The organism is Pseudomonas sp. Sample_23, assembly GCF_004307595.1.
In the GTDB taxonomy this organism is placed as follows: Bacteria; Pseudomonadota; Gammaproteobacteria; order Pseudomonadales; family Pseudomonadaceae; genus Aquipseudomonas; species Aquipseudomonas atacamensis.
Map to the genome: position 1 here is coordinate 105,608 of NZ_RCNX01000088.1, position 25,061 is coordinate 130,668.

At 60.8% G+C, this 25,061-nt stretch carries 22 protein-coding genes and 1 pseudogene; 15 read left to right on the plus strand and 8 right to left on the minus strand.

Translation table 11 applies throughout. The features are described from left to right. Positions 1–130: 130 nt before the first annotated feature. Positions 131–1,066: a LysR family transcriptional regulator gene (locus tag D8U82_RS24095; RefSeq protein ID WP_130903134.1), complete on the minus strand. Its 936-nt coding sequence runs from the start codon at positions 1,064–1,066 to the stop codon at positions 131–133. Positions 1,067–1,179: 113 nt separating this feature from the next. On the opposite strand from D8U82_RS24095, the gene D8U82_RS24100 reads away from it, so the two are divergent. The 3 genes from D8U82_RS24100 to D8U82_RS24110 all read left to right on the plus strand — a co-directional run bounded on the left by D8U82_RS24100 (position 1,180) and on the right by D8U82_RS24110 (position 2,853). After that, positions 1,180–1,665 carry a DMT family transporter gene (locus D8U82_RS24100; RefSeq protein WP_016775407.1) on the plus strand — a complete coding sequence of 162 codons (486 nt, stop codon included), beginning with the start codon at positions 1,180–1,182 and terminating at the stop codon, positions 1,663–1,665. A gap of 3 nt (positions 1,666–1,668) precedes the next feature. Further along, positions 1,669–2,121 (plus strand): DMT family transporter, encoded by a 453-nt coding sequence (locus D8U82_RS24105; protein WP_016775406.1) that lies wholly within the window; start codon positions 1,669–1,671, stop codon positions 2,119–2,121. A gap of 564 nt (positions 2,122–2,685) precedes the next feature. After that, entirely contained in the window at positions 2,686–2,853 is a 168-nt protein-coding gene (locus D8U82_RS24110; RefSeq protein WP_016775405.1) for a metallothionein, read from the plus strand. Between the two features lie 21 nt (positions 2,854–2,874). On the opposite strand, the gene D8U82_RS24115 is transcribed toward D8U82_RS24110, so the two are convergent. Beyond that, on the minus strand, positions 2,875–3,147 hold the full coding sequence (locus tag D8U82_RS24115; protein ID WP_130903135.1) for a hypothetical protein: 273 nt from the start codon (positions 3,145–3,147) through the stop codon (positions 2,875–2,877). Positions 3,148–3,196: 49 nt separating this feature from the next. Continuing rightward, on the minus strand, positions 3,197–3,424 hold the full coding sequence (locus D8U82_RS24120) for a DUF6555 family protein (protein WP_016775403.1): 228 nt from the start codon (positions 3,422–3,424) through the stop codon (positions 3,197–3,199). A 147-nt stretch (positions 3,425–3,571) separates the two neighbouring features. Between D8U82_RS24120 and D8U82_RS24125 the strand changes: the two genes are divergently transcribed. The 9 genes from D8U82_RS24125 to mnmH all read left to right on the plus strand — a co-directional run bounded on the left by D8U82_RS24125 (position 3,572) and on the right by mnmH (position 15,692). Continuing rightward, positions 3,572–4,339, plus strand: coding sequence for a helix-turn-helix transcriptional regulator (locus tag D8U82_RS24125; RefSeq protein ID WP_130903136.1), 768 nt, complete (start codon positions 3,572–3,574; stop codon positions 4,337–4,339). Positions 4,340–4,549: 210 nt separating this feature from the next. After that, a complete protein-coding gene (locus D8U82_RS24130) occupies positions 4,550–4,723 on the plus strand; it encodes a DUF1427 family protein (RefSeq protein ID WP_073471384.1) in 174 nt (57 codons plus the stop codon). A gap of 31 nt (positions 4,724–4,754) precedes the next feature. Further along, complete coding sequence (locus tag D8U82_RS24135) at positions 4,755–5,681, plus strand: zinc-binding alcohol dehydrogenase family protein (protein ID WP_130903137.1); 927 nt, start codon at positions 4,755–4,757, stop codon at positions 5,679–5,681. 153 nt (positions 5,682–5,834) lie between these two features. Further along, entirely contained in the window at positions 5,835–7,838 is a 2,004-nt protein-coding gene (tssI, locus tag D8U82_RS24140) for a type VI secretion system tip protein TssI/VgrG (protein WP_130903138.1), read from the plus strand. Then, entirely contained in the window at positions 7,835–8,701 is an 867-nt protein-coding gene (locus D8U82_RS24145) for a DUF4123 domain-containing protein (protein WP_130887427.1), read from the plus strand. Before tssI ends, D8U82_RS24145 begins: the two co-directional genes overlap by 4 nt. Next, complete coding sequence (locus D8U82_RS24150) at positions 8,698–12,282, plus strand: toxin VasX (RefSeq protein ID WP_130887426.1); 3,585 nt, start codon at positions 8,698–8,700, stop codon at positions 12,280–12,282. The genes D8U82_RS24145 and D8U82_RS24150 overlap by 4 nt, the downstream gene beginning before the upstream one ends. Beyond that, positions 12,272–13,381, plus strand: a complete 1,110-nt coding sequence (locus D8U82_RS24155) for a hypothetical protein (protein ID WP_130903139.1) — start codon at positions 12,272–12,274, stop codon at positions 13,379–13,381. The genes D8U82_RS24150 and D8U82_RS24155 overlap by 11 nt, the downstream gene beginning before the upstream one ends. Positions 13,382–13,554: 173 nt before the next feature. Further along, complete coding sequence (gene selD / locus D8U82_RS24160) at positions 13,555–14,589, plus strand: selenide, water dikinase SelD (RefSeq protein WP_039763432.1); 1,035 nt, start codon at positions 13,555–13,557, stop codon at positions 14,587–14,589. Continuing rightward, complete coding sequence (mnmH, locus tag D8U82_RS24165; protein WP_130903140.1) at positions 14,589–15,692, plus strand: tRNA 2-selenouridine(34) synthase MnmH; 1,104 nt, start codon at positions 14,589–14,591, stop codon at positions 15,690–15,692. The genes selD and mnmH overlap by 1 nt, the downstream gene beginning before the upstream one ends. 109 nt (positions 15,693–15,801) lie before the next feature. Here the strand turns inward: mnmH and D8U82_RS24170 are convergent, their stop codons facing one another. Then, on the minus strand, positions 15,802–16,476 hold the full coding sequence (locus tag D8U82_RS24170; protein ID WP_024013504.1) for a hypothetical protein: 675 nt from the start codon (positions 16,474–16,476) through the stop codon (positions 15,802–15,804). Positions 16,477–16,757: 281 nt separating this feature from the next. Here D8U82_RS24170 and D8U82_RS24175 point away from each other — a divergent pair, with 281 nt between their 5' ends. Then, positions 16,758–17,456: a glutathione binding-like protein gene (locus D8U82_RS24175; protein ID WP_041477217.1), complete on the plus strand. Its 699-nt coding sequence runs from the start codon at positions 16,758–16,760 to the stop codon at positions 17,454–17,456. Positions 17,457–17,707: 251 nt separating this feature from the next. After that, positions 17,708–18,682 carry a porphobilinogen synthase gene (gene hemB / locus D8U82_RS24180; protein ID WP_130903141.1) on the plus strand — a complete coding sequence of 325 codons (975 nt, stop codon included), beginning with the start codon at positions 17,708–17,710 and terminating at the stop codon, positions 18,680–18,682. Positions 18,683–18,778: 96 nt separating this feature from the next. Here hemB and D8U82_RS24185 read toward each other — a convergent pair whose 3' ends face one another. From D8U82_RS24185 to D8U82_RS24195, 3 genes are all read right to left on the minus strand, one after another. After that, positions 18,779–19,222: a hypothetical protein gene (locus D8U82_RS24185; RefSeq protein WP_130903142.1), complete on the minus strand. Its 444-nt coding sequence runs from the start codon at positions 19,220–19,222 to the stop codon at positions 18,779–18,781. 122 nt (positions 19,223–19,344) lie between these two features. Continuing rightward, entirely contained in the window at positions 19,345–20,871 is a 1,527-nt protein-coding gene (locus D8U82_RS24190) for an FAD-dependent oxidoreductase (RefSeq protein ID WP_130903143.1), read from the minus strand. Positions 20,872–21,203: 332 nt separating this feature from the next. After that, the gene (locus tag D8U82_RS24195) at positions 21,204–23,408 is read right to left on the minus strand and encodes a TonB-dependent siderophore receptor (RefSeq protein WP_125927233.1); all 2,205 of its coding nucleotides are present in this window, start codon (positions 23,406–23,408) and stop codon (positions 21,204–21,206) included. A 264-nt stretch (positions 23,409–23,672) separates the two neighbouring features. Here D8U82_RS24195 and D8U82_RS24200 point away from each other — a divergent pair, with 264 nt between their 5' ends. After that, positions 23,673–24,755: a DUF1615 domain-containing protein gene (locus D8U82_RS24200; protein ID WP_125927578.1), complete on the plus strand. Its 1,083-nt coding sequence runs from the start codon at positions 23,673–23,675 to the stop codon at positions 24,753–24,755. Between the two features lie 70 nt (positions 24,756–24,825). Here the strand turns inward: D8U82_RS24200 and D8U82_RS24205 are convergent. Continuing rightward, positions 24,826–25,061: pseudogene (locus D8U82_RS24205) on the minus strand (phage infection protein); the annotation flags it as partial.

The window sequence follows — 25,061 nt, forward strand, 5'->3', positions numbered from 1 at the left end:
ATTCTGGAGCCCTGCATAAACCCTGTGGGAGCGAGCCTGCTCGCGAAAGCTGTGTATCAGACGCTGCTCTGATATCAGACGGACCGTATTCGCGAGCAGGCTCGCTCCCACAATTGGATTTGTGTGGGGCTTAAGGTCTGTCCCAATAGGGCACTTCGCCAAAGCACTCGACAAAAAAATCAATCACCGTCCTCACCTTCACCGATAGCCGTCGGCTCCCCGGCCACAGCACGGCGATCTGCTGCGGTTCCAGGCTGTTCGACACCTGATACTCCCTCAGGACCGGCACCAGCGTGCCTTCGCGTACCGCTTCGCCAATCAGCCACGACGGAAACATCACCAGCCCTAAGCCTTGCTGGGCGGCCTGGGTCAGGGTGTCGGCGTGGTTGCCGGTGATTGGGCCTCTGACCGTGTACGGCGTCCAGTCCTCGCCATCACGGCGGAAAAACCAGCGCTGCTGACCGGCCGCGCCTTTGTAGGCCAGGCACTGATGTTGCGCGAGTTGGTCGGGATGCTGCGGCGTGCCATGGAGTTTGAGATAGGCCGGGCTGGCCGCGACCTGAAAACGGTGCGGCGCCACAATTCGTGCCTGCATGCTTGAATCGTGCAGCGCGCCGATGCGAAACAGCAGGTCGGCGCCTTCCTGTAGCGGGTCGACGTAATGGTCGGTTTGCTGGATATCCAGTTGCAGCTTCGGATAACGCGCGCAGAGCTCGCCCAGCCAAGGCGTCAGATGGCGCTGGCCGAACACCACCGGGGCGTTGATGCGCACCAGTCCGGTGGGTTCGCTTTGCTGTTCCTGCAACGCCTGTTCGGCTTCTTCCAATTGCACCAGCAGTAACCGCGCATGGTGCCCGAGCGTGCGCCCGGCTTCAGTCGGGGTGACGGCGCGGGTGTGGCGGTAGAGCAATTGCTGGTTGAGCGCCTGCTCCATCAATTGGATCTGCCGTGAAATGGAGGAGGGCGCGACCCCTTCGCGGCGGGCGACTTCGGAAAAACTGCCGTGGTCGAGGACCGCTACAAACAGCCTTAACGCTTTGAATCCGAGTTCGTTGAGCCCGTGCATGCCTTGTCTCGCTGTGCGTGTTGCGCAAAAGTGTTGTCCGGATGCTCCCATTTATCGCACAGCGGCGCCAGCCGATAATCCGCGCCATTGTTTTTGAGCGTGGAAGGTGATGTATGCAGACGTTGGATGAAGGGGTGGTTGCTGCACCGGTAAAAAGGTCGGTGTTGCGTCTGCTGTTGCTGCCGCTGGTGATTCTCGCTGGCATGGGCTTATCGGTAGAAGCCGGATTGCTGGGGCCGCTGGGTGAGCAGGTCGGGCATTTGTGGGCGACTTTGAGCATCTTCGGCGTGGGTTCGGCGATTCTGTTTTTGCTCTTGCTGTTCGCCGGCCCACAGAAAGGCCCGGCACTGACCGAGTTGCCGCGCTGGCAGTTGATCGGCGGGTTTCTCGGGCCGATCTACGTGGTGGTGCTGACGCTGGCGACGCCGCATATCGGCATCGCCATGACGATGATTGCGATTTTGTCCGGTCAGGTCGGCAAGAGTGTGCTGATCGACCATTTCGGCTGGTTCGGCGCGACGCGCAAGAAGGTCAACGGCGAGCGCTGGCTGGCGTTGGGCTTGATTGTGGTGGCTTTGGTTCTGATTGCGCGGGGGTGAGTGATGGGTCTGGTGATTTTGTTGGCGGTGGTGGTATTGGCCGGTGCGGTGTTGAGTGTGCAGGCCGCGATCAATGGGCGTCTGGGTGAAACGGTCGGTGTGCTGCGCTCCAGTCTGCTGACCTTTGCGGTGGGCGCGGTGGTGACCGGGTTGTTGATTCTGTTTTTCGAGCCGGCGCAGGCGGTGAGTCTGCTTGAGGTGCCGAAGTGGCAGTTGACCGGGGCGCTGTTCGGCGTGGTGTACATGATGGTGATGGTGGGTGCGGTGCCGGTGGTCGGGACGGCTGTGGCGACGGTGGCGGTGATTGTCGGGCAGTTGGGGATGGGGATGTTGATCGACAATTTTGGCTGGTTGGGGAATCCGGCGATCGGCTTGTCTCCGAGCCGGATGCTGGCGATGGTGTGTCTGGCGGTGGCTTTGGTGTTTATGTATCGGAGTTCGCGGCAGGCGCAGTGATTTATTTGTATGACTGTGTACATATCCGTTGCTGCGGGTGTTGCTTCTGGCGGTTGCGCTGTGTACGACTGCGTCGTTCGGTCGCTGCGCTCGCACGTCCGGATCAATCCCTCCACTCAGCCTGCCGACGGGCTCTGAGATCAAGATCAAAAGCGGTACTCGAGCTTGCGCTCATTGTTTTGAGTGGTTAGGAGCGGGTGGTGTCTGGCTTTGGTTTTGTGCTGGGATTCGCGCCTCACCCCAGCCCTCTCCCGGGGGAGAGGGGGCCGATTTTCGGGCTTTTCAAAATTTGCGTTCGACTCGGTATTCCACGTCGGCGGGTTTCTCGCAATCATCTCGGTCAGTTCCCTCTCCCTCCGGGAGAGGGCTAGGGTGAGGGGCTTTTGATGTCTGCGCAGGTCTGTGCTGCGCGCAGTTGTTCTGTGGGAGCGAGCCTGCTCGCGAAAGCCATCTCTGCGTCGCCCAATCTCTCAACAGTTGGCCAGCCTGCAACACCACCTTCTACACTGTCCCATATGGCTTGCTCGCAAGCCTCAGACAACCACCACGCAAGGAGTCTGTCCCATGTCCGATAAAAAATGCGACTGCCCGGGCTGCAACTGCACGATCAAAGAAGGCGAACATTCCTACGCTGTGCACGGCAAACACTATTGCTGCGAGGCTTGCGCTCATCACCACAAACACGGTGAAGAGTGTGCGATGAAGGGTTGCGGTTGCGCTCATCCGAAATAAGCGCGGAAAAAAAAGTGGAGCCTAATCAGGCTCCACTTCCATTTTCAGACTGTCGTCTTCCTGTCGCTCAAAGTGCCTCACCGTGCCTTGCAGTGTTCGCCCTTCGACCTTGACCACCACAACCTTGGCTTGGTGGAGGTCTTCCGGTACCGGTGCCTGGACGCACAAGGTGAAGCGATAAGGGTCATCCGCGACCGTTTCCAGTGCGACTTGGCAATTCACCGTTTTGGTGATCTGGCCGAAGAAGGTGGTCAGGCCGTAGTCCAGTCGGGCCGGGTGATAAAGGTCGGTCATCGGTCGATTCCCCCTGTCGATTGCCAAGCCTGCGGTGAAGGCGGTGGGGTCAGTTGGTCTGGCGCCAGGTGACGTTTTCCAGGCCGAATTTTTCTGCCATCGGTTTGCTGGTCTTTTGCACTTTCTCGCGGCCGAAGCGCGGGATGCGACCCACGCCCGCGTCGCAGCTTGCCCAATGCCAGGCTTCGGCGTTGTCCATTTTGTCCGAGCGGATAATGAACGACTTGGGGGTGCCATGCAGCGTGTAGTCGATGACGTAAAGTTTTGCGTTGTTCATAAAGCCCGAATTCCTCCCTGTGGTATTAAACGGATCGCGCTGTGCCGGGAAAATTCATTCGGATTGTCCGACGGTAGCTATCGTTGGCGAGGGCGGGGCAGGCTGGTTACCAATGCGGCTTCGCCAACCCCCCTGTGAACGCTCGCCATGGCCCTCGCCGCGCCCCCTGATCTGACCGACACCGATGTGCCCGTGCAACCGCTGGCGCGAACCTATCCGCGTGGTTTGTTCATCGAGCCGCACGAGCATGTCTGGGGGCAGTTGCTGTATGCGATGAGCGGGGTGATGTGGGTCGAAACCCCGCACGAAGCGCTGGTGGTGCCGCCGCAGCGGGCGGTGTGGTTGCCGCCGGGAGTGCCGCACGGGATTCGTGTGGTGTCGGATTTGCAGATGCGCAATATCTACCTGCGCCCGGCGCTGGCGGCGACCCTGGATGCGACGGTTCAGGTGATCGAAGTCGGCGGGTTGCTGCGCGAGTTGATCGTCGGGCTGGTGGCGCAGGGCGATGCCGGCGAGGCCGAGTATTACGAGGCACTGGTCGGGCTGGCGTTGCTGGAACTGCGCCGGGCCAGGCGTTCGCAACTGAAGATTCCGCTGCCGGATGAGTCCGACCGGCGTCTGATGAATCTGTGTCAGGCCGTGATGGCCGCGCCGTCGCTGGAGATCCCGTTCGAGCAGCATGCGCAGAACGCCGGGGCCAGCGTGCGTACGCTGGCGCGGCTGTTCAAGGACAGCCTCGGCATGGGCTTCGCCGAATGGCGGCGCCAGGTGCAGCTGGCGACGGCGGCGGCAGCGTTGATTCAGGGCGTGGCGGTGAGCGTCATTGCTCGCGACCTGGGTTATTCACCGAGCAGCTTCAGCGACATGTTTCGCCGAGAGCTGGGGGTGGCGCCTTCGCAATTCTCGGCAACTTGAACAGATCCCGGTGGGAGCGAGCCTGCTCGCGAAAGCTTTGCACCAGGCAATGAAGTTTTGACTGGAAGACCGCATTCGCGAGCAGGCTCGCTCCCACACGGTTCTATGGCGGCTGCAGAAGGTTTGTCCGAAATTCAGAAGTCCTTGGCCGATACCGCTCCGCCCGTTTCCCTAGACTCTGCCCATCACTTATCGCGGCGGAGTTCCCCCATGAACTACCTCATTTCTCTGGCCATCGGCCTGGGCGTCGGCCTGCTCTACGGCGCGCTCGATTTCCGTTCTCCCGCACCACCGGCGATCGCGCTGGTCGGTCTGCTCGGCATGTTGGCCGGTGAGCAGTTGTGGCCGCTGGGCCGGCAACTGGTCGCTGGCTGGTTGTCCTGAATTTTCCCTTTTCCTTTCGGTGGATGTGCCCATGAAAGCGTTGCAATTCGATCAGACCGGCGACCTGTCTTCCCTGCGTTTCGTCGACGTTCCGACCCCGGTGCCCGGCGCCGATGAAGTGCTGGTGCAGATCAAGGCTGCCGGCCTCAATCCCAGCGATGTGAAAAACGTCCTCGGGCGTTTTCCTTACACCACGCTGCCACGGATTCCGGGGCGGGATTTTGCCGGGGTGGTGGTCGAGGGGCCGCAAGCGTTGATCGGTCAGGAAGTCTGGGGTACCGGGCGCGAGCTGGGCTTCTTCGCCGACGGCGCCCATGCGCAATTCGTCAAATTGCCGGCCAGCGGCGTGGCGCACAAACCGGCGCATTTGAGTTTTGCTCAGGCGGCCAGCCTTGGCGTGCCGTACACCACGGCGTGGGATGCGCTGGAACGCAGCCTGGTCAGCGCCGATACGCGTTTGCTGGTGATTGGCGGCGGGGCGGTGGCCACGGCGGCTTTGGCCCTGGCAAAAGTGCGCGGCGCGCAATTGCTGGCGGCGGCGCGCCGGCCCGAGCAGGTCGCCGATCTGCAGCAGCAGGGCTATCAGACGATTCAACTGGATAAGCCAGAAGACCTCGGTGCCCAGGTCAACGCGGTGTATCGCGGCGGCGCCGATGTGATCTTCGACACCACCGGTTTCTGGCTACCGGCCTCGGTGGCGGCACTGGCCACCTTCGGCCGCATCGCCATCATCGCCGCGCCGGTCGACGGCCACGTGCAATTGCCGGCGCTGGCGCTGTATCGCAAGGGCGGCTCGGTGGTCGGGATCAACTCGTTGTTGTACGGCGTTGAGGCGTGCGCGGCGATGCTCGAGCAGTTCGGGCGCTTCTTCGATGAGGATCGCTTGCCACTGCCGCAGGGCCTGGTGGAGGTGCCACTGGCTGAAGGGCCGGCGCGCTATGCAGGGGGAAAGGCATAGGATCCGGGATCATTTCCGTAGGATCCCGGCCGTTTCTCTGTGGGCCATGTCCTTTTCGCTCGCAGGCCGGCAAAACAGGGAAAGGTCTGACTTCACCCATTGCAGTGCACCGTTGCACAGTCCCGTCTTTCACTCAGACACAGGGACAGGTGGATGCGCATCGCTGGCAGGCCCGTTGTTTTCACTCTCGAGATAGAAGGCGTTTCCCACGATCTTCAAGTGTTCGGTTTTCGCACCCGGGAAGTGCTCAACCAGACCTACGAACTGGATCTCGAGCTGGTCAGCGAGCGCCCCGATCTGGATCTCGAAGGCTTACTGCATCGGCCGGCCTTTCTCTGTTTCGGTGCCGACGGTAGCGGCATGCACGGGCTGGTCTATCGGGTCGGCCAGGGTGATTGCGGTGTTCGGCTGAGCCGTTACCAGATCACCTTGGCGCCACACCTTGCCTACCTCGCGTATCGGCGCAATCAGCGGATTTTCCAGAACCTGAGCGTGCCGCAGATCATCGCCAATGTGCTGGGCGATCACGGTATGCAGGCCGATGCCTGGCATTTTCAGCTCAGCGCCGAGTACCCGGCGCGGGTGTATTGCGTGCAATACCAGGAATCCGATCTGCACTTCATTCAGAGGCTGTGCGAAGAGGAGGGCCTGCACTTTCACTTCCGCCACCGCCGTGAGGCGCACCTGTTGGTGTTCGGCGACGATCAAACGGCGTTCCTCAAACACGACGTGAAGACGCGCTATTTGCAGGGCAACGGCCTGGTTGCCGATGCGCCGGTTATCGACCAGTTCACTGTGCGCCTGGAGCCACGCTCCAACCTCGTCGAGCGCCGCGACTATCACTTCGAAAAGCCCGCAGTGCAGTTGGACGCCAAGGTCAGTGCAGCGCGGGTTCCGCTGCTGGAAGATTATGAGTTTCCCGGGCAGTTCACCCACCGCGAGCGCGGCAAGCACCTCAGCCAGCGTGCGCTTGAGCGCCATGGTGCCGACTATCGTCTGGCTAACGGGCGCAGCAATCAGGCGCTGATGCGCGGCGGCAGTTTCATGACCATGGCGGATTACTCGCGCGCCGACTGCAACGATTTATGGTTGCTGACCGAGGTCGAGCACATCGGCAAACAGCCGCAAGTGCTCGAGGAAGCGTTCACCGAGCAGGCTGACGCAGATGGTTTCAGTCAGGGCTATCGCAACCATTTCGTCGCGACACCGTGGGCCGTGGTGTTTCGCCCGCAGCTCAGGCATGTCAAACCGCGCGTCAGCGGCAGTCAGCTGGCGGTGGTGACCGGCCCGCCCGGCGAAGAAATCTACAGCGATGCCTACGGGCGCGTGAAAGTGCAAATGCTCTGGGATCGCGACGGCCAGCGTGATGAACAGTCAAGTTGCTGGCTGCGCGTGGCCACCGCCTGGGCGCATGACCGCTACGGCAGCGTGCAGATTCCTCGCGTCGGTATGGAAGTGCTAGTGGGGTTCACCGATGGCGATCCCGACAAACCGTATGTGCTCGCCTGCCTGCCCAACGCCGAAACCCCGGTGCCACTGGAACTGCCGGCGCAACAGACGCGCAGTATCTGGCGCAGCCAGAGCAGCCCCGGCGGCGGTGGTTACAACGAGCTGCGCATCGAGGACCGGCAAGGCGCGGAAGAAATCTCCATCAGGGCGCAGCGCGACTTGGTGCAGCACGTGCTCAACGACTTGCGTGTGCAGATCGACAACCTGCACAGCCAAGTGATTGGCGGCGTTTCCAGCCTTGAGTTGCGCGACGAAGAACATCACCTGACCCACGGCAACCGCCTGACTGAACTCAAGCAGGACGATCATCTGTGGGTGCAGGGCGAGCAGCATGTGCGGGTCGCCAGCCAGCGCGTCAGTGCCGCGCAGCAGCTGCATTTCGGCGCGGGCGAGCAGGTGGTTTTCAACAGCGGCCTGCAGATCACCCTGGCTGCTGGCGGGCATTGGCTGACGGTCGGCGCCGCCGGCATTTTCAGCAGTGTGCCGGTGGTGCAGGGCGGGGCGCCGACGGTGTGTCTGCCAGCGGAACCCTTGCTGCCGGGGGCTGCGCCGTTGCTCAAGGCGACGTTCGATGCCGTGCAGCAACGGCATGCGCTGCTGACCACCCGGACCTCGCGTTGCCTGATCTGCGAGGCAGCCCAGGCATGAGCCTTTTGACGGATTGGCCTGAAGGTTTGCCGTGGGCTGAGCAGCGGGCGTTTGTGCTGCTCGATGGTGCGACGATCGCCGATTTGCCGGCGCAACTGCGAAGGCTCGACCCCGCCGCCAACGCTTTTGCGCTGTACGACCAGCCACCGTTTTCGGCCCTGCGTGACGTATCGCCGCTGCTGGTGGCGCTCGCTGACGCTGACGATCCGGTGGCGCGGTTTTATCGCCAGCACGCCCAACAGGAATGGGGCGTGCTGCTGTTCAGCGCCGCGCCGGCGCATGAAATCGTCGCGCATTTGCGCCAGTTGCTGATCGTCGAGTTGCCGGTCGGCTCGCCGGTGTTGTTGCGGCTGGCGGATGCCGCCGTAGCGCAGGCGCTGTTTGCCAGCGGCGATGCGAGTCTGTTCGGGCCGCTGGGGTGCGTGGTCACGGCGGATGGCGCGCGGCAAGTCTGGCACTGTCAGCGACCTCGGCACGGGCAGGGTGGGGCGCTCGTGGCGCCGTTTCGGTTGAGCGCCGAGCAGGATGCCGCGTTGGATCGGGTGGATCGGCGGCGGGTGTTGCTACAAGTCGATGCGTATTTGCTTGAATATTTTCCCCGGTTTCATACCGGGGAAACCATCGCTGAACGTTGGATGCTTCTGGAACAAATCGAGGCAAAAGCCAGCGCGCTCGGCCTGAGCAGCCAATCGGAATGGCTTTACTTCGCCAACCTTGTCGCCTCTCTCAACGGCGCTGATCCGGATGAGCATCCGCAGATCCAGCACTTGCTACACGAGCCCTCCCTGCAACCGATCGGTGAGCGCTTGACGCTGGCCGTTTCAATGGCCCGCCAATGGGCGTCTGAAAGAGTCCGACCATGAACCATCCCGCCGACCTTGCGGCAGCCGCCGCGTCCAAAGCCCCGATCATAGGTCCCGCCGCCTGCCCCTTGCGCAACACCCACGTGCAACTGCTGCCCCTTGCGTACGGCCTGGTGGAAAAACCCTTCGACCCCAGCACCGAAATCACGCTGCCTTACATCCTGACCACGCGTCCCATGGGCATCCGCCGCCTGCGCGACGGTTGGCTGTACATCGTCGACAGCCTCAGCGGCGAGCTCTTTGAATACCGCGTGCTGGAAGGTGTCATCAGCGCATTGCTGCATCGCGGCAAAAGCGTCAGCGAGGATCAGCGCAGCGCCATCGAGGAACGTCCGGCTTTGATCTTCTCGCGCAAAAGCACCCTCTACGTGACCTTCGCCGACGTGCAGTTGAGCGCGGCGAAGTGCCGACAGGTGCTGGACAGCGCGGAGGAGCGCGAGCACTTCATGCAGGCGGTCGATCTCGGCCCGGTGCATTGTCTGATCGGCGGCGAGCATCTGCTCACCGTGGCCCAGGCCAAACAGTGGCTGGCGGAAGTGGCCTGCACAGCGAAACCGCTGGCCGAGGCAGACGCCACGCGGATGCCGACGGTGCAGGTCAGCGATGCGCCGGAGCATGAGCGAGAACCTTATTTGTGGGAAAATCCGCGACGTTTTCGCGAGGCGCATATCGGCGAATTTCTCGGGCGGGTGCGCGGACCATATCAGGACGACACGCTGTTTCTGCTGGTCAACGACGACCTCGGCGTGATGCGCGATCTGGCTGATTATCAGGACCTGGTGGTCGGCTGGATCGAGCAGTGGAGCAACACCGACAACAACGAGCGCGACTATCTGCTGGCCAGTTACATCGAGTCGCTGAGCCAGTTGGGCGCTCAGGATTTCGACACCCTGGCCAAGGCCAGCGACGATCCGCGCGCCCAGGCATTGTTCGCTGAACTGGAGCAATTGCCCGAGCCGGATCGGGAAAATACCCGGCAGGCGCTGCTCGACTATTTGAACAAGGGTGGTGAGGTTGTCCCGACCGATACCCAGGCTCGACCTGAACTGCAGCAACAGCGCGAAAAGGCTTTGGACGAGTCATTGGCGCTGAACCGTTTCGACGGCGTTGCCCCGGATTTCACCGCGCACGCTCGCGTCACCGCCGAGGCGGACCGACGCTTTTACACCCGTGAATATTTTCTCGAAGTGGCCCCGGCCGATTTCGTCGAGCGTCACCTGAGCACACTGGTCGAGCTCGGCAAGGATCAGAGTCGGCGCATGAAAGACGTGCTCGACGGCCCGCTGCTCAGCGGCAAACGCGGCATCAACGACCTGATCGACCGTCCGGCCATGGACGAGGTGCTGAACAGTCATCGCGACAACCTGGGACGCTGGAATCGCCTGCTCGAACGCATCACCGCCGACCGCGCGCAACTGCTGTGCGCCGGGCGTTTCCATCGCTCGGCGTGGTATTTCGACGGCCAACTGCAGATCGATCAGGCTTTCGCCAGCGAATACGCCTGCCTCAAGGACATCGGCCGCAGCGACGCGGCCAACGAACAAATGCTTGGTTACCTCGAGCAACACCCGCAACTGACCCGCCCGCTGTTCTACACCTTGCCGCTGCGCTTGCAGAGCGAACAGGCCGGGCAATATTCAACGCTGTTCAACGCCGGCATGGCGATGTTCAACAACCTGCCGGACTGGCTGGCCAAATTGCAGCGCATCGAGCAGCCACAGCTTCCTGCCCTCGACGATCTGCCGGCACACAGCCGCGTCCTCGCCGATGCCGTGCAAGACACCTACAGCCCGGCGCTGAACCTCGGCCTGAGCCGGGCGCTGGAAGGCTTCGATCTTGCCGGCGAGAAAATCCCCGACCTCGACGAGCTGTTCCAGCGCTTGCCCAAAGCCCTGCGCCTGCGCGTCTTCGACGCCGCGCGAACCAGCGGCGTGACCTTCACTGTGTCCACCCCGGCGGAGCAATCGGCGCTGCAAGCCACGATCAAGGAAGTGCTGCGCGAGCGCGACTACTTGAAAACCCTCAACCGCGAACGCAACCAGCTCACCCACAACAAAAACCGCCAGGGCCACAAAAGCGCCCGGGCGGTGGAATTGCAGCAGGAAATCGTCCGCGTGCGCACGCAACTGGCCGTGTTCGAAGGAAGACTGGCGGCAGCGTTAAGCCCGATTGATGAATTACCTGATCGCTCGGCACGACTGTATGGCGCCACACCGGCGAAAGCGGGCGTGACGGTGGTGTTTCCGCCGGCGCAGCACGGGGAATTGCGCGGGTTGCTGGAGAATATTCGCGCGGGGGTGGCGGGCGTTTCGAAGGCGAGTCTGGTGCGGACGGAGGGGATGGGGTTGTTGGTGGTGTTGGTGCAGGTGGTGAATTTGGTGGGGGCTTATCGAGAGGTGATGAAGCAGACGAGGGACAGGAAGAAACGGGCGGATTTTTTTGCTGCCATTATCGCGACAGGCGCAGCCGGATTTACCGCTGCGCAAGGGCTTGCCGATACAGCGCTCAAGGCTCGAAGCGCGAGTCTTATTGCCGGTATGCAGGTTGAGGCGCTGCAACAGGTTCATGTGCAGATGGGAAAGTTGCATGTTGGGTTGGGCATGTTTACCTATCTTTTGAGTTTGAGAACTTCCTTAACCAGCTTCAGAATAAAAGATCGAAAGTGGCAAGACGCGGTTCGAAGTGGCACTCAATCTGAGCAGAGAGCAGCTGCGATGGCGACCTCGGGCGCGGCAGGCATGATTGCGACTAGTGGCTACGGGTTTGGTAATACAGTATCTGCCACCATTAAAATATTAACTGCACCGAACCGTTCGGCGCGAGCAACTGCTTGGGCCGCCGCTGGCACACGTCTTTCTACTGTATTTTTTCGATTCAATTTGGCTGGTGCGTTGTTCACGGTGCTAGAGTTCGCCGGGACATGGCTGTTCAATCGGTACAATCTTTCTGCCCACGACAAGTGGTTGAAAATCACGCCCTGGAGCCGTGATGAAGAGATGCGCGGTGACCACTCCCTGGATGACTATCAAAATTATCTGGCATTTTTGATACACGCTCCCTACGCCCAATCAGGACCTGATCCCAGTGACACCTGGCTGAAGACTTTATTATTTGGCGCCAAACCCAGTGATATTCATTTGGTTCTGCCGAGGCTGGCGCTAAATGATCTTCTCCCACCGTTAAACGGTAAACCGAGTCAACGCTTGGGAATCGGTGCCCATCGACTTGTCGCACCGCTGTACGGTCGCGGTGTGCCGGAAGTGCGCAAGGAAGTCATCAGTGACGAGATATTGAGCAGTCTGCGAATCGTGAAGTCATCACCAGATGGTTTGGTGCTTTGTCTTCAGTACCCAATCCGTCCCGATTCTGACTATACGCCTGCAAAGGAAACGCTCGAACTTGCCATATGTATCCAGACCGTCAATGGCAAAGGCGAGTCGGAGTCACGAACTCGTGTGATTCATATCGCCCCCCGGGATACCGGCCATTTTGCTGTAGTAGTTCCGGGTTCGGTCAAGGAGAACCCTCCGGTTCTACTGGTAGAAACTCACTATCTCGAATGGGCTGACCATGCTGAATAATCGCAGTAATCCTCTTTCCAGTTCGGAATATGAGGGGATTAAAAAAGCGGGCGATATTGAGCCGTTCCCAAGCGGGAAAATTACCTATCTATCACCTTTGCCATTGCCAGCACCTATACCACCTTATGGGCCTCACATCGGGGAATTGAACCAAGGTTACATGGACTTTGGTCTCGGATTGCCAGAGGCATTTACGTGGCAGTTGATTCTCGGCGGGACGACCGCAGGAACTTTTATGGTTCTCGTTTTATTTCCTTTGTTCACGGGCTTGCTAGGGATTCTTTTTGGCTATGGAAACGAGGCGATTTGGGAATCAATGGTTGGAATATTCGAAGTGGGGTTGGAAAATGAATTAATTTGCGGTCCCTTGATCTTGCTCATCGGTATTGGTGTCTGGCATCACCACCACAAAAAACGTCTCTCCCTCATCCCAACCCGCTTCAACCGCCAACGCCGCGAAGTCTGCTTCATGCCCGAAGGCGCCACCGAGCCGGTCTTTGTCCCGTGGGAGTCGCTCAGCGCGTGGATCATCGAAGCCAAGGGCGCCACCCAGTTCGGCATCCATCGCCAATACGGCATGGGCATCGGTTTCTACCAAGGTGAAAATCTCATAAGCCAGGAATTCCAATGCGCCGGCCTGGAGCTCGCGATCAGCCATTGGGAAGCGATTCGCGGTTACATGGAGTACGAAGTCAACGACCTCAAATTGGTCCAGGACCTGCAAGACCTGCAAGGCCCGGACGACCCGCCCCACGAAGGCCTGCACACTTTCCGCAATGCCCGCGCGCGAATGCATCAGCAGATCCGTGAAGGCCGCCGCTCGCCGCTGTCGGGATTTTTTTGGTACCTGTATCACGTCATGACTTTATGGACGATTCCAAACCGTTTGGTCGAATGGGAAGTGCGCCGTCTGGAAAGAATCGGCAAGCAGGCGCTGCCGGAAGTCATGCGTGCATGGTCCGAGCCGCTGCCCGAAGAGCAATGGGCCAAGCCCAGTGAAGAGTTGTTGCGACTGAGTGAACAAGTGCGGCGGATGCACAAGCGCCAGCCGCATCGGCCGATTACGCAGATTTTCGCTGAGGTTTGCAGGCGGGGCTGACTGGACGGTGCAGGCAGGTTCGATTGCTTTCGCGAGCAGGCTAGCTCCCACAGGAGACCACCGTACGAATGTGGGAGCGAGCCTGCTCGCGAAGGGGGCCGCTCGGTCAGCACAAAAATCTGCGCGCTCGCGCTCTGCTAGAATCCGCCCCATTCATTGCCAGAGACTCTCCCATGAGCGAGCCGATTCGTCTGACCCAATACAGCCATGGCGCCGGTTGTGGCTGCAAGATTTCCCCACAGGTGCTGGAAGTGATCCTCGCCGGCAGCGGCGCACAGAACCTCGATCCGAAACTCTGGGTCGGCAACGCCTCGCGTGATGACGCGGCGGTGTATGAGATCGATGCCGAGCGTGGTGTGGTGTCGACCACCGATTTTTTCATGCCGATTGTCGATGACCCGTTCGACTTCGGCCGCATTGCCGCAACCAACGCGATCAGCGACATCTACGCGATGGGCGGCGATCCGTTGATGGCGATCGCGATCCTCGGCTGGCCGGTGAATGTGCTGGCGCCGGAAGTGGCGAGGGAAGTGATTCGTGGCGGTCGCTCGGTGTGTGACGCGGCGGGTATTCCACTGGCGGGCGGGCATTCGATCGATGCGCCGGAGCCGATCTTCGGCCTCGCCGTCACCGGGCTTGTGGAAAAGCGCCACATGAAACGCAACGACACCGCTACCGCTGGTTGCCTGTTGTACCTGACCAAACCGCTGGGCATCGGCATCCTCACCACCGCCGAAAAGAAGGGCAAGTTGCGCGCCGCCGACGTCGGTGTCGCCCGCGACTGGATGTGCACCCTGAACAAGCCTGGCAGCCGCTTCGGCAAACTCGCCGGCGTCACCGCGATGACCGACGTCACCGGTTTCGGCCTGCTCGGGCACTTGGTGGAAATGGCCGACGGCAGCCAGTTGACCGCGCGCATCGCCTACGACCGCGTGCCGCGTCTGGACAGCGTCGAGTACTACCTCGATCAGGGCTGCGTGCCGGGCGGTACGCTGCGCAACTTCGACAGCTATTCGAGCAAGGTTGGCCGCGTGCAGGAGTTGCACAAACGCGTGCTGTGCGATCCGCAGACCAGCGGCGGTCTGCTGATTGCGGTCACGCCTGAAGGCAATGACGAGTTCCTCGGTGTTGCCGCCGAACTGGGCCTGAACCTTGCGCCGATCGGCGAACTGGTTGAGCGACAGACGAACGCGGTCGAGGTGATTTGATGCTCCGCGACTGCACCGACTACCGCGATATTTTCCTCAACGACCGGCCAATGATGGATGCCCGCGCGCCGGTCGAGTTTCACAAAGGCGCGTTCCCCGGCGTGGTCAATCTGCCGCTGATGAATGATCTGGAACGGCAGAAGATCGGCACCTGCTACAAGCAGCATGGCCAGCAGGCGGCGATCGAGCTGGGCCACCAACTGGTGTCCGGCTCGGTCAAGGCCGAGCGCATCCAGGCCTGGGCCGACTTCGCCCGGGCTCATCCCGATGGTTATCTGTACTGTTTTCGCGGTGGCTTGCGCTCGCAGATCACCCAGCAGTGGCTGCGCGACGAGGCCGGCATCGACTATCCGCGTGTCGGCGGCGGCTACAAGGCGATGCGCAGCTTTTTGATCGACACCCTTGAGCAAGCCATCGCGCAGTGTGATTTTGTTTTGCTCGGCGGCATGACCGGCACCGGCAAGACCGAAGTGCTGGTGCAGTTGCGCAACGGTGTGGATCTGGAAGGCCACGCCAACCATCGCGGCTCCAGTTTCGGCAAGCGTGCCACCGGGCAACCGTCGAACATCGATTTCGAGAATCGCCTGGCCATCGACTTCCTGAAGAAACGCGATGCCGGGATCGAGCAGTTTGTGCTCGAAGACGAGAGCCGTGTGGTCGGCAGTTGCGCCTTGCCGCTGCCGCTGTATCAGGGCATGCAGCAGCACCCGATGGTCTGGCTGGAAGATCGCTTCGAGGATCGCGTCGAACGGATCCTGCGTGATTACGTCATCGATCTGTCGGCGGAGTTCGCCTCGGTGCACGGTGAAAACGGTTTTGCCTTGTTCTCCGAACGTCTGCTGGAAAGCCTCAACAACGTACAGAAACGCCTCGGCGGTGAGCGCCATTCGCGGATGCTGGTGTTGATGGAGCAGGCGCTGGCCGAACAGGGCCGCAGCGGTGCGGTGGATCTGCATCGCGGCTGGATCGAGGGTTTGCTGCGCGAGTATTACGACCCGATGTATGTGTTCCAGCGCGAGAAGAAGGGCGGGCGGATCGAGTTTGCCGGAGAGCGGGGGGCGGTGATCGAGTATTTGCGTGCGAGGGTGAGCCAGAAGGCTTGAGGTGCAAGCAACTGGCCTCTTCGCGAGCAGGCTCGCTCCCACAGTTGAAATGCGGTTCCCTGTGGGAGCGAGCCTGCTCGCGAAGACGCAAGGTCAGGCGCTACAAAAATCAGGTCGGGCAAGTGTCCTTGCCGTTATCCAGCCCCTGTTTGTAGACATGGCTCTGCAAACTGGCCTTGCCGTTGTGCCACTTCAGGGTCAGTACATACAGCGAGTCGAAGTCATCGCCGGCCCAGTCATCGGTGATCTTCTGCCGCTCGCCCACTGCGTTGCCAGCGACCTTATTGATCAGATCCGGCAGATAACCGTGGGACCAGGCGGTGTAGATCGTCGAGTTGTGGTACTTCTCGTCCAGCAGCTCGCGGGCCAGATCGCTGGTGTCGTTGGCGGAGAACTCGATGTTCACCGGCAGGCCGAGCTTGATCGCGGCCGGGCTGATGGTCATCAGCGGACGAATGTAGCTGTAGGAATTGTCCAGCTCGCCTTCCTCGACGTTGCGCGTCGGGTTGGCGGCGAACACGTAGTCGGCCTTGCCGAATTTTTCCGGCAGCAGCGTCGACAGGTCGATGGCGCGGTTCAGGCCCTGGCAGTTGAGCTGGCCGAGGCCGCCTTCGGGCTTTTCCGCGTGGCGCAGGAACACCAGCGTCTGCGTGCCGTCCGCTGGTTGTGCGCGGCTTTCGCTGGATTCGAGGGACAGAAACAGCGCGCTGACTGCCAGCAGGGAGGGCAGGGCCACGTACGCGCGATGTTTGAAGCGTTTGGCGAAACTCATCAGATTCGTCATCAATTTGAAGGTTCTTCAGCAAATCGGTTAAGGCTGACAAACCTTGGCACCGCGGGCTCCCAGCACCGGGTGTTTCCCTGTCATGAACAGCTTCCTCTGCGAGAAAGGCATAACTCAGAGTCCTGTAACGCCGTTTGGTTCGTTCCAGGCCAGTGCGCAGCACTCTAGCGGCAACCTTTGCGGGCATGCAGGCAGGTTAGCGACAGGATGTTACGGTTCGTGTAGGCGCAGCGGCAGGCCTACTTTATGATCGGTTTTCAATTTGTGACTGGATGCTTCCAATGACCGATCTGTCTGCATTCCCGATTACTCAGAAATGGCCGGCGCAGTACCCGGACTGGATTCAGCTCTACTCCCTGCCGACTCCCAACGGCGTCAAAGTGTCGATCATGCTCGAAGAGATCGGCCTGCCGTACGAGCCGCACCGCGTCGGTTTCGACACCAACGACCAGACCTCGGCGGAATTTCTCTCGCTGAACCCGAACAACAAGATCCCGGCGATCCTCGACCCGCATGGCCCGGAAGATAAACCGCTGCCGCTGTTCGAATCCGGCGCGATCCTGATTTATCTGGCCGACAAGAGTGGTCAGTTGCTCGCTCAAGAAGGCGCGCTGCGCTACGAGACCATCCAATGGCTGATGTGGCAGATGGGCGGCATTGGCCCGATGTTCGGCCAGCTCGGTTTCTTCAACAAATTTGCCGGCAAGGATTACGAGGACAAGCGTCCACGCGATCGGTATGTCGAGGAGAGCAAACGCCTGCTGAATGTGCTCAACACTCGCCTCGAAGGCCGCGACTGGATCATGGGCGAGCGTTACACCATCGCTGACATCGCCACGTTCCCGTGGGTGCGCAATCTGCTTGGCTTCTATGAGGCTGGGGATCTGGTCGGGATTGAGAATTTCCCCAATGTCACACGGGTGCTGGAGCGGTTTCTCGCGCGCCCGGCGGTCATTCGTGGCCTGACCATCCCGTCCTGACCCAACACAGTCGCCACTGTGGGAGCGAGCCTGCTCGCGAAAGCGTCGTATCAGACAACATTTCTATGTCTGACCCGGCGCATTCGCGAGCAGGCTCGCTCCCACAGGGGGAAATGCGCGATCAGCAGCAGGATTATTACAAGCCCGGTAACGCTCTCTTGATTGATCCAGGTTTGTCCCGCACCCGCCGCAAGGCATAAGCTTCGCCCCCTACGACTTTCGTCTCATCCGCTGTTTTCAGGAAAGGCCCCATGTCCAGTCAGTTCCCCGAAGCACGTCCCCGCCGTCTGCGCCGCAATGCGAGCCTGCGCAGTCTGTTCCAGGAAACCGAGTTCAGCCTGAACGATCTGGTCCTGCCGATCTTCGTCGAGGAAGACATCGACGACTTCGTGCCGATCACCAGCATGCCCGGCGTACGGCGCATTCCCGAGCGCAAACTGGCCAGCGAAATCGAGCGCTATGCCCGTGCCGGCATCAAGTCGGTGATGACTTTTGGCGTGTCCCATCATCTCGATGCCAACGGTAGTGACACCTGGCGCGAAGACGGCCTGGTCTCGCGCATGTCGCGCATTGCCAAGGACGCCGTGCCGGAAATGATCGTGATGTCCGACACCTGCTTCTGCGAGTACACCGATCACGGCCATTGCGGTGTGATGCACAACCACGAAGTCGACAACGACCAGACTCTGATCAATCTCGGCAAGCAAGCCGTGGCCGCCGCCCGCGCCGGGGCTGACGTAATCGCACCGTCGGCAGCAATGGACGGCCAGGTGCGCGCGATTCGCCAGGCGCTCGACGCCGCCGGCTTCACGCAGATTCCGATCATGGCCTACTCGACCAAATTCGCTTCGGCACTGTACGGCCCGTTCCGCGAGGCCGGTGGCAGCGCGCTCAAGGGCGACCGCAAAAGCTATCAGATGAACCCGATGAACCGCCGCGAAGCCCTGCGCGAATCGCTGCTCGATGAGCAGGAAGGTGCCGATGCGCTGATGGTCAAACCGGCCGGCGCCTACCTCGACATCATCCGCGACATTCGCCAGGCCTCGAACCTGCCACTGGCGGCGTATCAGGTCAGCGGCGAGTACGCGATGATCAAGTTCGGCGCCCAGGCCGGTGCGATCGATGAAGAGCGCGTGGTGCGCGAAAGTCTTGGCGCAATCAAGCGTGCCGGGGCGGATCTGATCTTCACTTACTTTGCGATGGATCTGGCGTTGGCGGGGATCTGAGAAAGGAATCGCAACTTGCAGCATTGCCTGTATGGAATGGTTGCTCCTTGTAGGCAGAGGCGTCAGGTTGCGATCGTCTCCATGACTCGATTTTTATCAGAAAAGAGCTTTGCTGAGTTTGACACCTAGCGACGCAGTGACATGCAGCGTTGGAGCACCAATTTTGTGTTCGATTGGATCGAAATCAGCTTTGATTTTTCCACTGAAACGAGTTTTATTTTCAGAAATCGTTAGATGCAAGATTGATTGATTGGGCGATGCGTACGTCCAACCTGCATGATTTGCAAAGTACACTGCGGCGTACTGGTAGTAGGTCGAATGTATTTCATATGTTCCATCTTCCAGATCTCTGAAAATTTGAAATATAAAAGACCTGTCGTTGGCCTCCGTTCTCCCTCGAAACTCATATTTTACCCGCTGGGTTGAACGCAACTCGATCAAAGCAGCATTTAAAGGTTGGTGGTCGGCGACTTCGAACAGTGCGTTTAATGTTCCAGTGACCTCTATGTCTTGCACTTGGTCTGCGGTGGACAGTTCCATCTTGATTGCTCCTTGAAAACGGTGAGCAATGATTAGAGGTGGCGCTGCGCAATGCGTCTACTGTCAGAGTTGACAGGTGTTCAGGTCTTTCCGACGAATGGCTGGCCAACGAGGTGTGAAGGTCACTGAAAAGGCCGGATACCGTGATCGCGGAAGTAGCGTTCGATCACCTTCGGATCGGCACTGTTGTCGGCAATCGCCACATAGGTATCCGGCCGCAACAGATAAAATCCGTTGCGCCCCAATCCCGCCGTTTCAAACGCCGGGCGCCAGTCGAAGACGTGCAGCGGCAAGTGGTGTTCGGCGCACCAGGCGATCATCTCGTCGCTGGTGTCGCCGTACACATGCACCTGCCAGCACGGCTGCCGTAGCGGCTCGAAATTATCTCCTTCGCCATCATGCGCCCACGGCAAGCGGTCGCCGCCGTGCACGTGGCCGGCTTCACCCTGGCTCAGTGGCATGCCGCGATAGTTGAGGGTGACTTGCGAGACCGTGCGAAACAGGAATTCGCGGCTGGCTTCGAACCCGGCCATTTTCGGCAGCAGAAACGGCGCCACACGCATCCGTAGCAGATCGGCCATACGACCCTGCGCGGTGACGAAACTGAAGACCTTGTCGGTGGTGGAGACCAGTCGGCGAGCGAAGGCGATGCGCTCGGATTCGTAGGTGTCGAGCAGCCTCGGCTCGGCGCCACCACTGAGCACGGCAGTGAGTTTCCACGCCAGATTGATTGCATCGCCAATGCCCGTGTTCATGCCCTGGCCACCGGCCGGACTGTGTACATGGGCGGCATCGCCGAGCAGAAACGTCCGGCCGTTGCGAAAGTGCTCGGCCACGCGGTGATGCACGCGGTAAGTGGAGAACCAGTGTACGTCTTCGATGTGCACTTTCAGCTGCTCGATGGCGCGGCTGCTGACGTCGGCAAATTGCAGGGTTTCGGCACGCTCGGCGCGTTCGTCACGCACCGTGCCGATCAGTCGCGCGCGGCCTTCGCCGGCCAGTGGAAACACCGCGAGAAAATCCGCTTGGTCCAGGTCCAGATGCAACTCGCCATTCAGCGCCGGGCCGCTGGCCGTGATATCGGCGACGTAGAAAATCTGCTGATAGGTGCCGCCGGGGAAGTCGGTGTCGAGGGCTTTGCGCATCACCGAACGGGCGCCGTCGCAACCGGCCAGATAGCAGGCCTGACAGACTTCCTGCCGGCCATCGGGCAGGCGCAGGTGGGCGGTGAGGGTGTCGCCGGTTTCCTCGAAGCTGTCCAGTGCGGTATTGCGCTCGACACTGACGCCGTAGTCTTCGAGGCGCTCGAGCAACAGCCGTTCGTGCTCGTCCTGCGGGAAAATCTCGACGAACGCGTAGGGCGTCAAGCCTTCGCCGATGCGCTTGAGCGGCAAGTGCGCGACCGGTTTGCCGTTGACCCAGAAATTCGCCGCCGCGACCTGATGGCCGCGACGCACAATGGTGTCGGCCAGATCGAGTTGGCGATACAGCTCGAGGGTGCGTGCCTGCACGGCCAGAGCGCGGGAAGTGGAGCCTGGCGCCGAGGTCTTGTCGATGATGCGCACGCGCACGCCGAGTTTGCTCAGCCACAGCGCCAGGACCAGACCGGTCGGGCCGGCACCGATGATCAGCACGTCGCTGCGGTTCATGGGGCTGTCCTCCTGTGGCTGTGCAGCAAGTATGGATCAGCGGGAGAGGGTGGCCAGTGTGGTCGGCCAGACGGAGTAAGGCTGCGTGGTAGTCAGGCGAGTGGGGCTGTTCGGTGTTCGGCTGAAGATGTTCGGTGTTGCCCGAATCGATCCCCCTCACCCCAGCCCTCTCCCCCAAGGGGGCGAGGGGGAAAGGGAGCCGATCTTCAAGCTTTTCAAGATTTGAGTTCGACTCGGAATATCAGGTCGGCTTCAATTGTCGAAGCAACCCGATCAGTCCCCTCTCCCTCTGGGAGAGGGTTAGGGTGAGGGGCTTTTGATCTTTCCGGCGCTTAGAAGTCGATCGTCCCCGACAACTTCGCCACTCGCGGTTCGCCCTGGGTCAGGTAGCCGCCCTGAGCCGATTCCCAGTACTTCTTGTTCGCCACGTTCTCGACGCCGAACCGCACGGTCACGTCCTTCTCCGACACCTTGAACGCATAGCGCGCGCCCGCGTCGAAGCGGTTCCACGTCGGCAGGCTGAGGTTGTTCGCCGCGTCGGCGTATTGCCCGCCGGTGCGCAGCATCCGCGCGTTCAGCGCAACGCCTTGCAGGCCCGGCACGTCCCAATCCACGCCAGCGTTGAACTGGAAGGTCGGCACGCCGATGGCGCGGTTACCGTCGTTGGCGCCGTTGAGGGTGTTTTTCAGTTCGGTGTCCATCAGGGTCAGGCCGCTGATCAGGCGCAGGCCGTCGATCGGCTCGCCGAAGACGTTCATCTCCACGCCTTTGTTGATCTGCTCGCCTTCGCGCACGTAGGTGCAGGTGGTGGCGCTGTTGATTTCGCAGTAGCCGTCGCTTGGCTGTTCGATGCGATAAACACCGAGGCTCGCGCCATAGGTGCCCATGTCGACTTTCACGCCCAGTTCGGTCTGCTTGGAGCGTTTCGGTGCGTAGACTTCGTTGCCGTTGGTGACGCGGAAACCGCCGGAGCTGGTCGGCGAAGTCGGCCCTTGGGCCAGGCCTTCGATATGGTTGGCGTAGAACGACACATGCTCCCACGGCTTGAACACGATGCCGTACACCGGCGTGGTGATCGACTCGTCGTAGCTCGACGAGCGCGGGCCGCTGCCGTAGCTGGCGTAGCTGTAACCCTGCACCACCAGTTGCTGACGACGCAGACCGGCGGTGACCAGCAGGCGATCATCGAAGAACCCGAGGGTGTCGGAAATCGCCACGCTGCGGTTGAAGGTCTTGCCAACGATGCCTGGATCGTTGAGATCGCCACCGGCGAAGTTGCCGACCGGCGCTGGGGTAGTGATCGGGTGATAGATGTTGTTCGAGTAGCGGGTCAGGTCGAAGTCATAGGCACTGCGCTGCTCGGCCCAGATCCCGGTCAGGCCGAAATTCAGCTTGTGGCTGACCGGGCCGGTGTTGAATTTGCCGTTGAGGCCGGCCATGACGCTGGTGTTGTCCTCGTCATGGGGCACGAACGAGCCGGTGGTGAACGATGCGCCGTTGTTGCCGACCAGCGTGGTCGAGTTGTAGCGGCCGACTTCACGGGTGTGCTTGGCGCCACCGGCGGCGTAGGCGGTCCAGTTGTCATTGAGGTCGTATTCGGCGCGGAGCATGCCGAAGGTGTCTTCGATGTCGGTGTAGCCCCATTTCGGCGCGTAGTTGGTGTCCGCCGATGGCGCGTCCGGGATGTGCGTGGCGGTGCCGAGGTTGACCGAGCTGCGGCCGCCGTTGACGCGTTCCTTCTGATAGGCAAAGTCGCCGGACACCCGCAGCGCATCGCCGCGATAATCCAGGCCGATGGCGAACAGTTTCGAGCGCTGGTTCTCGTGATCGATGCCGGTGTCGCCTTCGCGCTGCGACAGGTTGACCCGCGCGCCGAAGCGGTTGTCTTCACCGAAACGCTGGCCGATATCGAAGTGATGACCGATGCGGCCTTCGCTGTTGATGTCGGTGGTGTAACGGCGCAGCGGCACGTCGCCGGCGCGCTTGGGTTGCAGGTTGACGCCGCCGCCGATGCCGGAACCGGTCGGGGTCACGCCGTTGATGAAAGCGTTGGGGCCTTTGAACACTTCCACGCGCTCCAGCGCATCGGTGGAAATGATCTGCCGGGGCAATACGCCGTACAGGCCGTTATAGGAAATATCATCGCCATTGAGCGGCAGGCCGCGAATCATGAAGACCTGCGCCTGGTTGGAGAAGCCCGAGGCCTGCCGCACCGAGGAATCGTTGAGCAGCACATCGGCGACGTTTTCCGCCTGCTGATCCTGGATCAATTGCTCGGTGTAGGACGCTGCGCTGAAGGGCACGTCCATCATGTCCTGATTGCCGAGCACGCCCAACTGGCCGCCGCGCGCAACCTGACCGCCAGCGTAGACCGGGGGCAGGGCGTTGGGTGTCGGGGCCTGGGCATTGACGTTGACGTCGTCGAGCAACAGCGCTTTGCTGTTGTCTTCAGCGGCGTGGGCGGTAACGGTCAGGGAGCACAGCAGGGCAAGCAAAGTCGGGCGAAATGGAGCGCCGAGTCGAGCTGAAGCGGGCATGTCGGATACCTGGAGGCGAACGGCCAATGAAAAAATAAGGGCGGCGCGGAACTCCTTGCGCTAATGCGACTCCAGGCGCGAATGATAGGGTTTCGCAGTAACGTTTTGCAATCAGTTTGTCATCAGCGCGTAGGAGCTGCCGAAGGCTGCGATCTTTTGATCTTGATCTGATCTGCAAAAAGCAAGATCAAAAGATCGCAGCCTTCGGCAGCTCCTACGGGGGTTGTGTATGGTGTTGTGGCTAATTTGATTGGATGGAGCAACATGCGATTACTCATTACTCTCGGCGCCGTGCTGCTGCTCGCCGGTTGCGCCAGCCAGCGCAGCAACGAACCGGCGCCGCGTCCGCCGGCCGAAGTGAAGGCGGAAATCGTTCGGTTGTTGCCGGCGAAAACTGCCGACCGTCAGGGCTGGGCCACGGACATCTACGCCGCGTTCGCCGCACAGGGCATCAACACCACCACGCAAAATCTGTGTTCGGTACTGGCCGTGGCCGAGCAGGAATCGACTTTCCAGGCCGACCCGACGGTGCCCGGCCTGGGCAAGATCGCCCGCGACGAAATCGATCGCCGCGCCGCCAAGGTGCACATCCCCAGCCTGCTGGTCAGCGGCGCTCTGCAAGTGCGCTCGCCCAACGGCAAGAGCTACAGCGAACGACTGAATGCGGCGCGCAGTGAGAAAGAGCTGAGCGCGATTTTCGACGACTTCATCGGCATGGTGCCGATGGGCCGCACGCTGTTCGGCGGCTTCAACCCGGTGCACACCGGCGGGCCGATGCAGGTCAGCATCGAATTCGCCGAGGAGCACGCCAAGGATTATCCGTACCCGGTGGACGGCACAATTCGTCGTGAAGTGTTCAGCCGGCGCGGCGGCATGTATTTCGGCATCGCCCATTTGCTCGGTTATCCGGTGAGTTACCGTGAGCCGTTGTATCGTTTCGCCGATTTCAACGCCGGCTGGTACGCCAGTCGCAATGCCGCGTTTCAGAATGCGGTCAGCCGCGCTTCCGGCATCCCGCTGACCCTGGACGGCGACCTGATTCGCTACGACTCGATCATGCCCGGCAGTACCGAACTGGCGGTGCGCACCCTCGCCAAGTCGCTGGGCATGCGCAACCCGACGATTCGCGATCAACTGGAAAAGGGCAAAACCCTGGAATTCGAAGAGACCAAACTCTATCAGCGCGTGTTCGAACTGGCGGAGCGGGCCGAAGGCAAGGCGTTACCGCGCGCGGTATTGCCGGGGATTGTGCTGCAGAGTCCGAAGATCACCCGCAAACTCACTACAGCCTGGTTCGCCAAGCGCGTGGACGAGCGCTACAAGCGCTGCATGGCCAAGGCCGGATAAAACACGCAGACATAAAAAACCCGGCTGCGGGAGCCGGGTTTCTCTGCGGTGTTGCGCTTGCAGTCATGCATCAGGCAACACGGCGTTCGATCAGCCGATCCGAGCCACCTTCGGCAACACGGCGTTCGATCAGACGATCCGAACCACCTTCGGCAACACGGCGTTCGATCAGACGATCCGAGCCACCTTCGGCAACACGGCGTTCGATCAGACGATCCGAACCACCTTCGGCAACACGGCGTTCGATCAGACGATCCGAGCCACCTTCGGCAACACGGCGTTCGATCAGACGATCCGAACCACCTT

Excerpts from the sequence above, each read along its gene's own strand:
- D8U82_RS24125 (WP_130903136.1), top strand. The coding sequence starts at position 3,572 with ATGGCCCTCGCCGCGCCCCCTGATCTGACCGACACCGATGTGCCCGTG.
- mnmH (WP_130903140.1), top strand. The coding sequence starts at position 14,589 with ATGCTCCGCGACTGCACCGACTACCGCGATATTTTCCTCAACGACCGG.
- D8U82_RS24120 (WP_016775403.1), bottom strand. The coding sequence starts at position 3,424 with ATGAACAACGCAAAACTTTACGTCATCGACTACACGCTGCATGGCACC.
- D8U82_RS24150 (WP_130887426.1), top strand. The coding sequence starts at position 8,698 with ATGAACCATCCCGCCGACCTTGCGGCAGCCGCCGCGTCCAAAGCCCCG.
- D8U82_RS24155 (WP_130903139.1), top strand. The coding sequence starts at position 12,272 with ATGCTGAATAATCGCAGTAATCCTCTTTCCAGTTCGGAATATGAGGGG.
- tssI (WP_130903138.1), top strand. The coding sequence starts at position 5,835 with ATGCGCATCGCTGGCAGGCCCGTTGTTTTCACTCTCGAGATAGAAGGC.
- hemB (WP_130903141.1), top strand. The coding sequence starts at position 17,708 with ATGTCCAGTCAGTTCCCCGAAGCACGTCCCCGCCGTCTGCGCCGCAAT.
- D8U82_RS24185 (WP_130903142.1), bottom strand. The coding sequence starts at position 19,222 with ATGGAACTGTCCACCGCAGACCAAGTGCAAGACATAGAGGTCACTGGA.
- D8U82_RS24135 (WP_130903137.1), top strand. The coding sequence starts at position 4,755 with ATGAAAGCGTTGCAATTCGATCAGACCGGCGACCTGTCTTCCCTGCGT.
- D8U82_RS24130 (WP_073471384.1), top strand. The coding sequence starts at position 4,550 with ATGAACTACCTCATTTCTCTGGCCATCGGCCTGGGCGTCGGCCTGCTC.
- D8U82_RS24175 (WP_041477217.1), top strand. The coding sequence starts at position 16,758 with ATGACCGATCTGTCTGCATTCCCGATTACTCAGAAATGGCCGGCGCAG.
- D8U82_RS24195 (WP_125927233.1), bottom strand. The coding sequence starts at position 23,408 with ATGCCCGCTTCAGCTCGACTCGGCGCTCCATTTCGCCCGACTTTGCTT.
- D8U82_RS24100 (WP_016775407.1), top strand. The coding sequence starts at position 1,180 with ATGCAGACGTTGGATGAAGGGGTGGTTGCTGCACCGGTAAAAAGGTCG.
- D8U82_RS24105 (WP_016775406.1), top strand. The coding sequence starts at position 1,669 with ATGGGTCTGGTGATTTTGTTGGCGGTGGTGGTATTGGCCGGTGCGGTG.
- D8U82_RS24095 (WP_130903134.1), bottom strand. The coding sequence starts at position 1,066 with ATGCACGGGCTCAACGAACTCGGATTCAAAGCGTTAAGGCTGTTTGTA.
- D8U82_RS24200 (WP_125927578.1), top strand. The coding sequence starts at position 23,673 with ATGCGATTACTCATTACTCTCGGCGCCGTGCTGCTGCTCGCCGGTTGC.
- D8U82_RS24115 (WP_130903135.1), bottom strand. The coding sequence starts at position 3,147 with ATGACCGACCTTTATCACCCGGCCCGACTGGACTACGGCCTGACCACC.
- selD (WP_039763432.1), top strand. The coding sequence starts at position 13,555 with ATGAGCGAGCCGATTCGTCTGACCCAATACAGCCATGGCGCCGGTTGT.
- D8U82_RS24145 (WP_130887427.1), top strand. The coding sequence starts at position 7,835 with ATGAGCCTTTTGACGGATTGGCCTGAAGGTTTGCCGTGGGCTGAGCAG.
- D8U82_RS24110 (WP_016775405.1), top strand. The coding sequence starts at position 2,686 with ATGTCCGATAAAAAATGCGACTGCCCGGGCTGCAACTGCACGATCAAA.
- D8U82_RS24170 (WP_024013504.1), bottom strand. The coding sequence starts at position 16,476 with ATGACGAATCTGATGAGTTTCGCCAAACGCTTCAAACATCGCGCGTAC.
- D8U82_RS24190 (WP_130903143.1), bottom strand. The coding sequence starts at position 20,871 with ATGAACCGCAGCGACGTGCTGATCATCGGTGCCGGCCCGACCGGTCTG.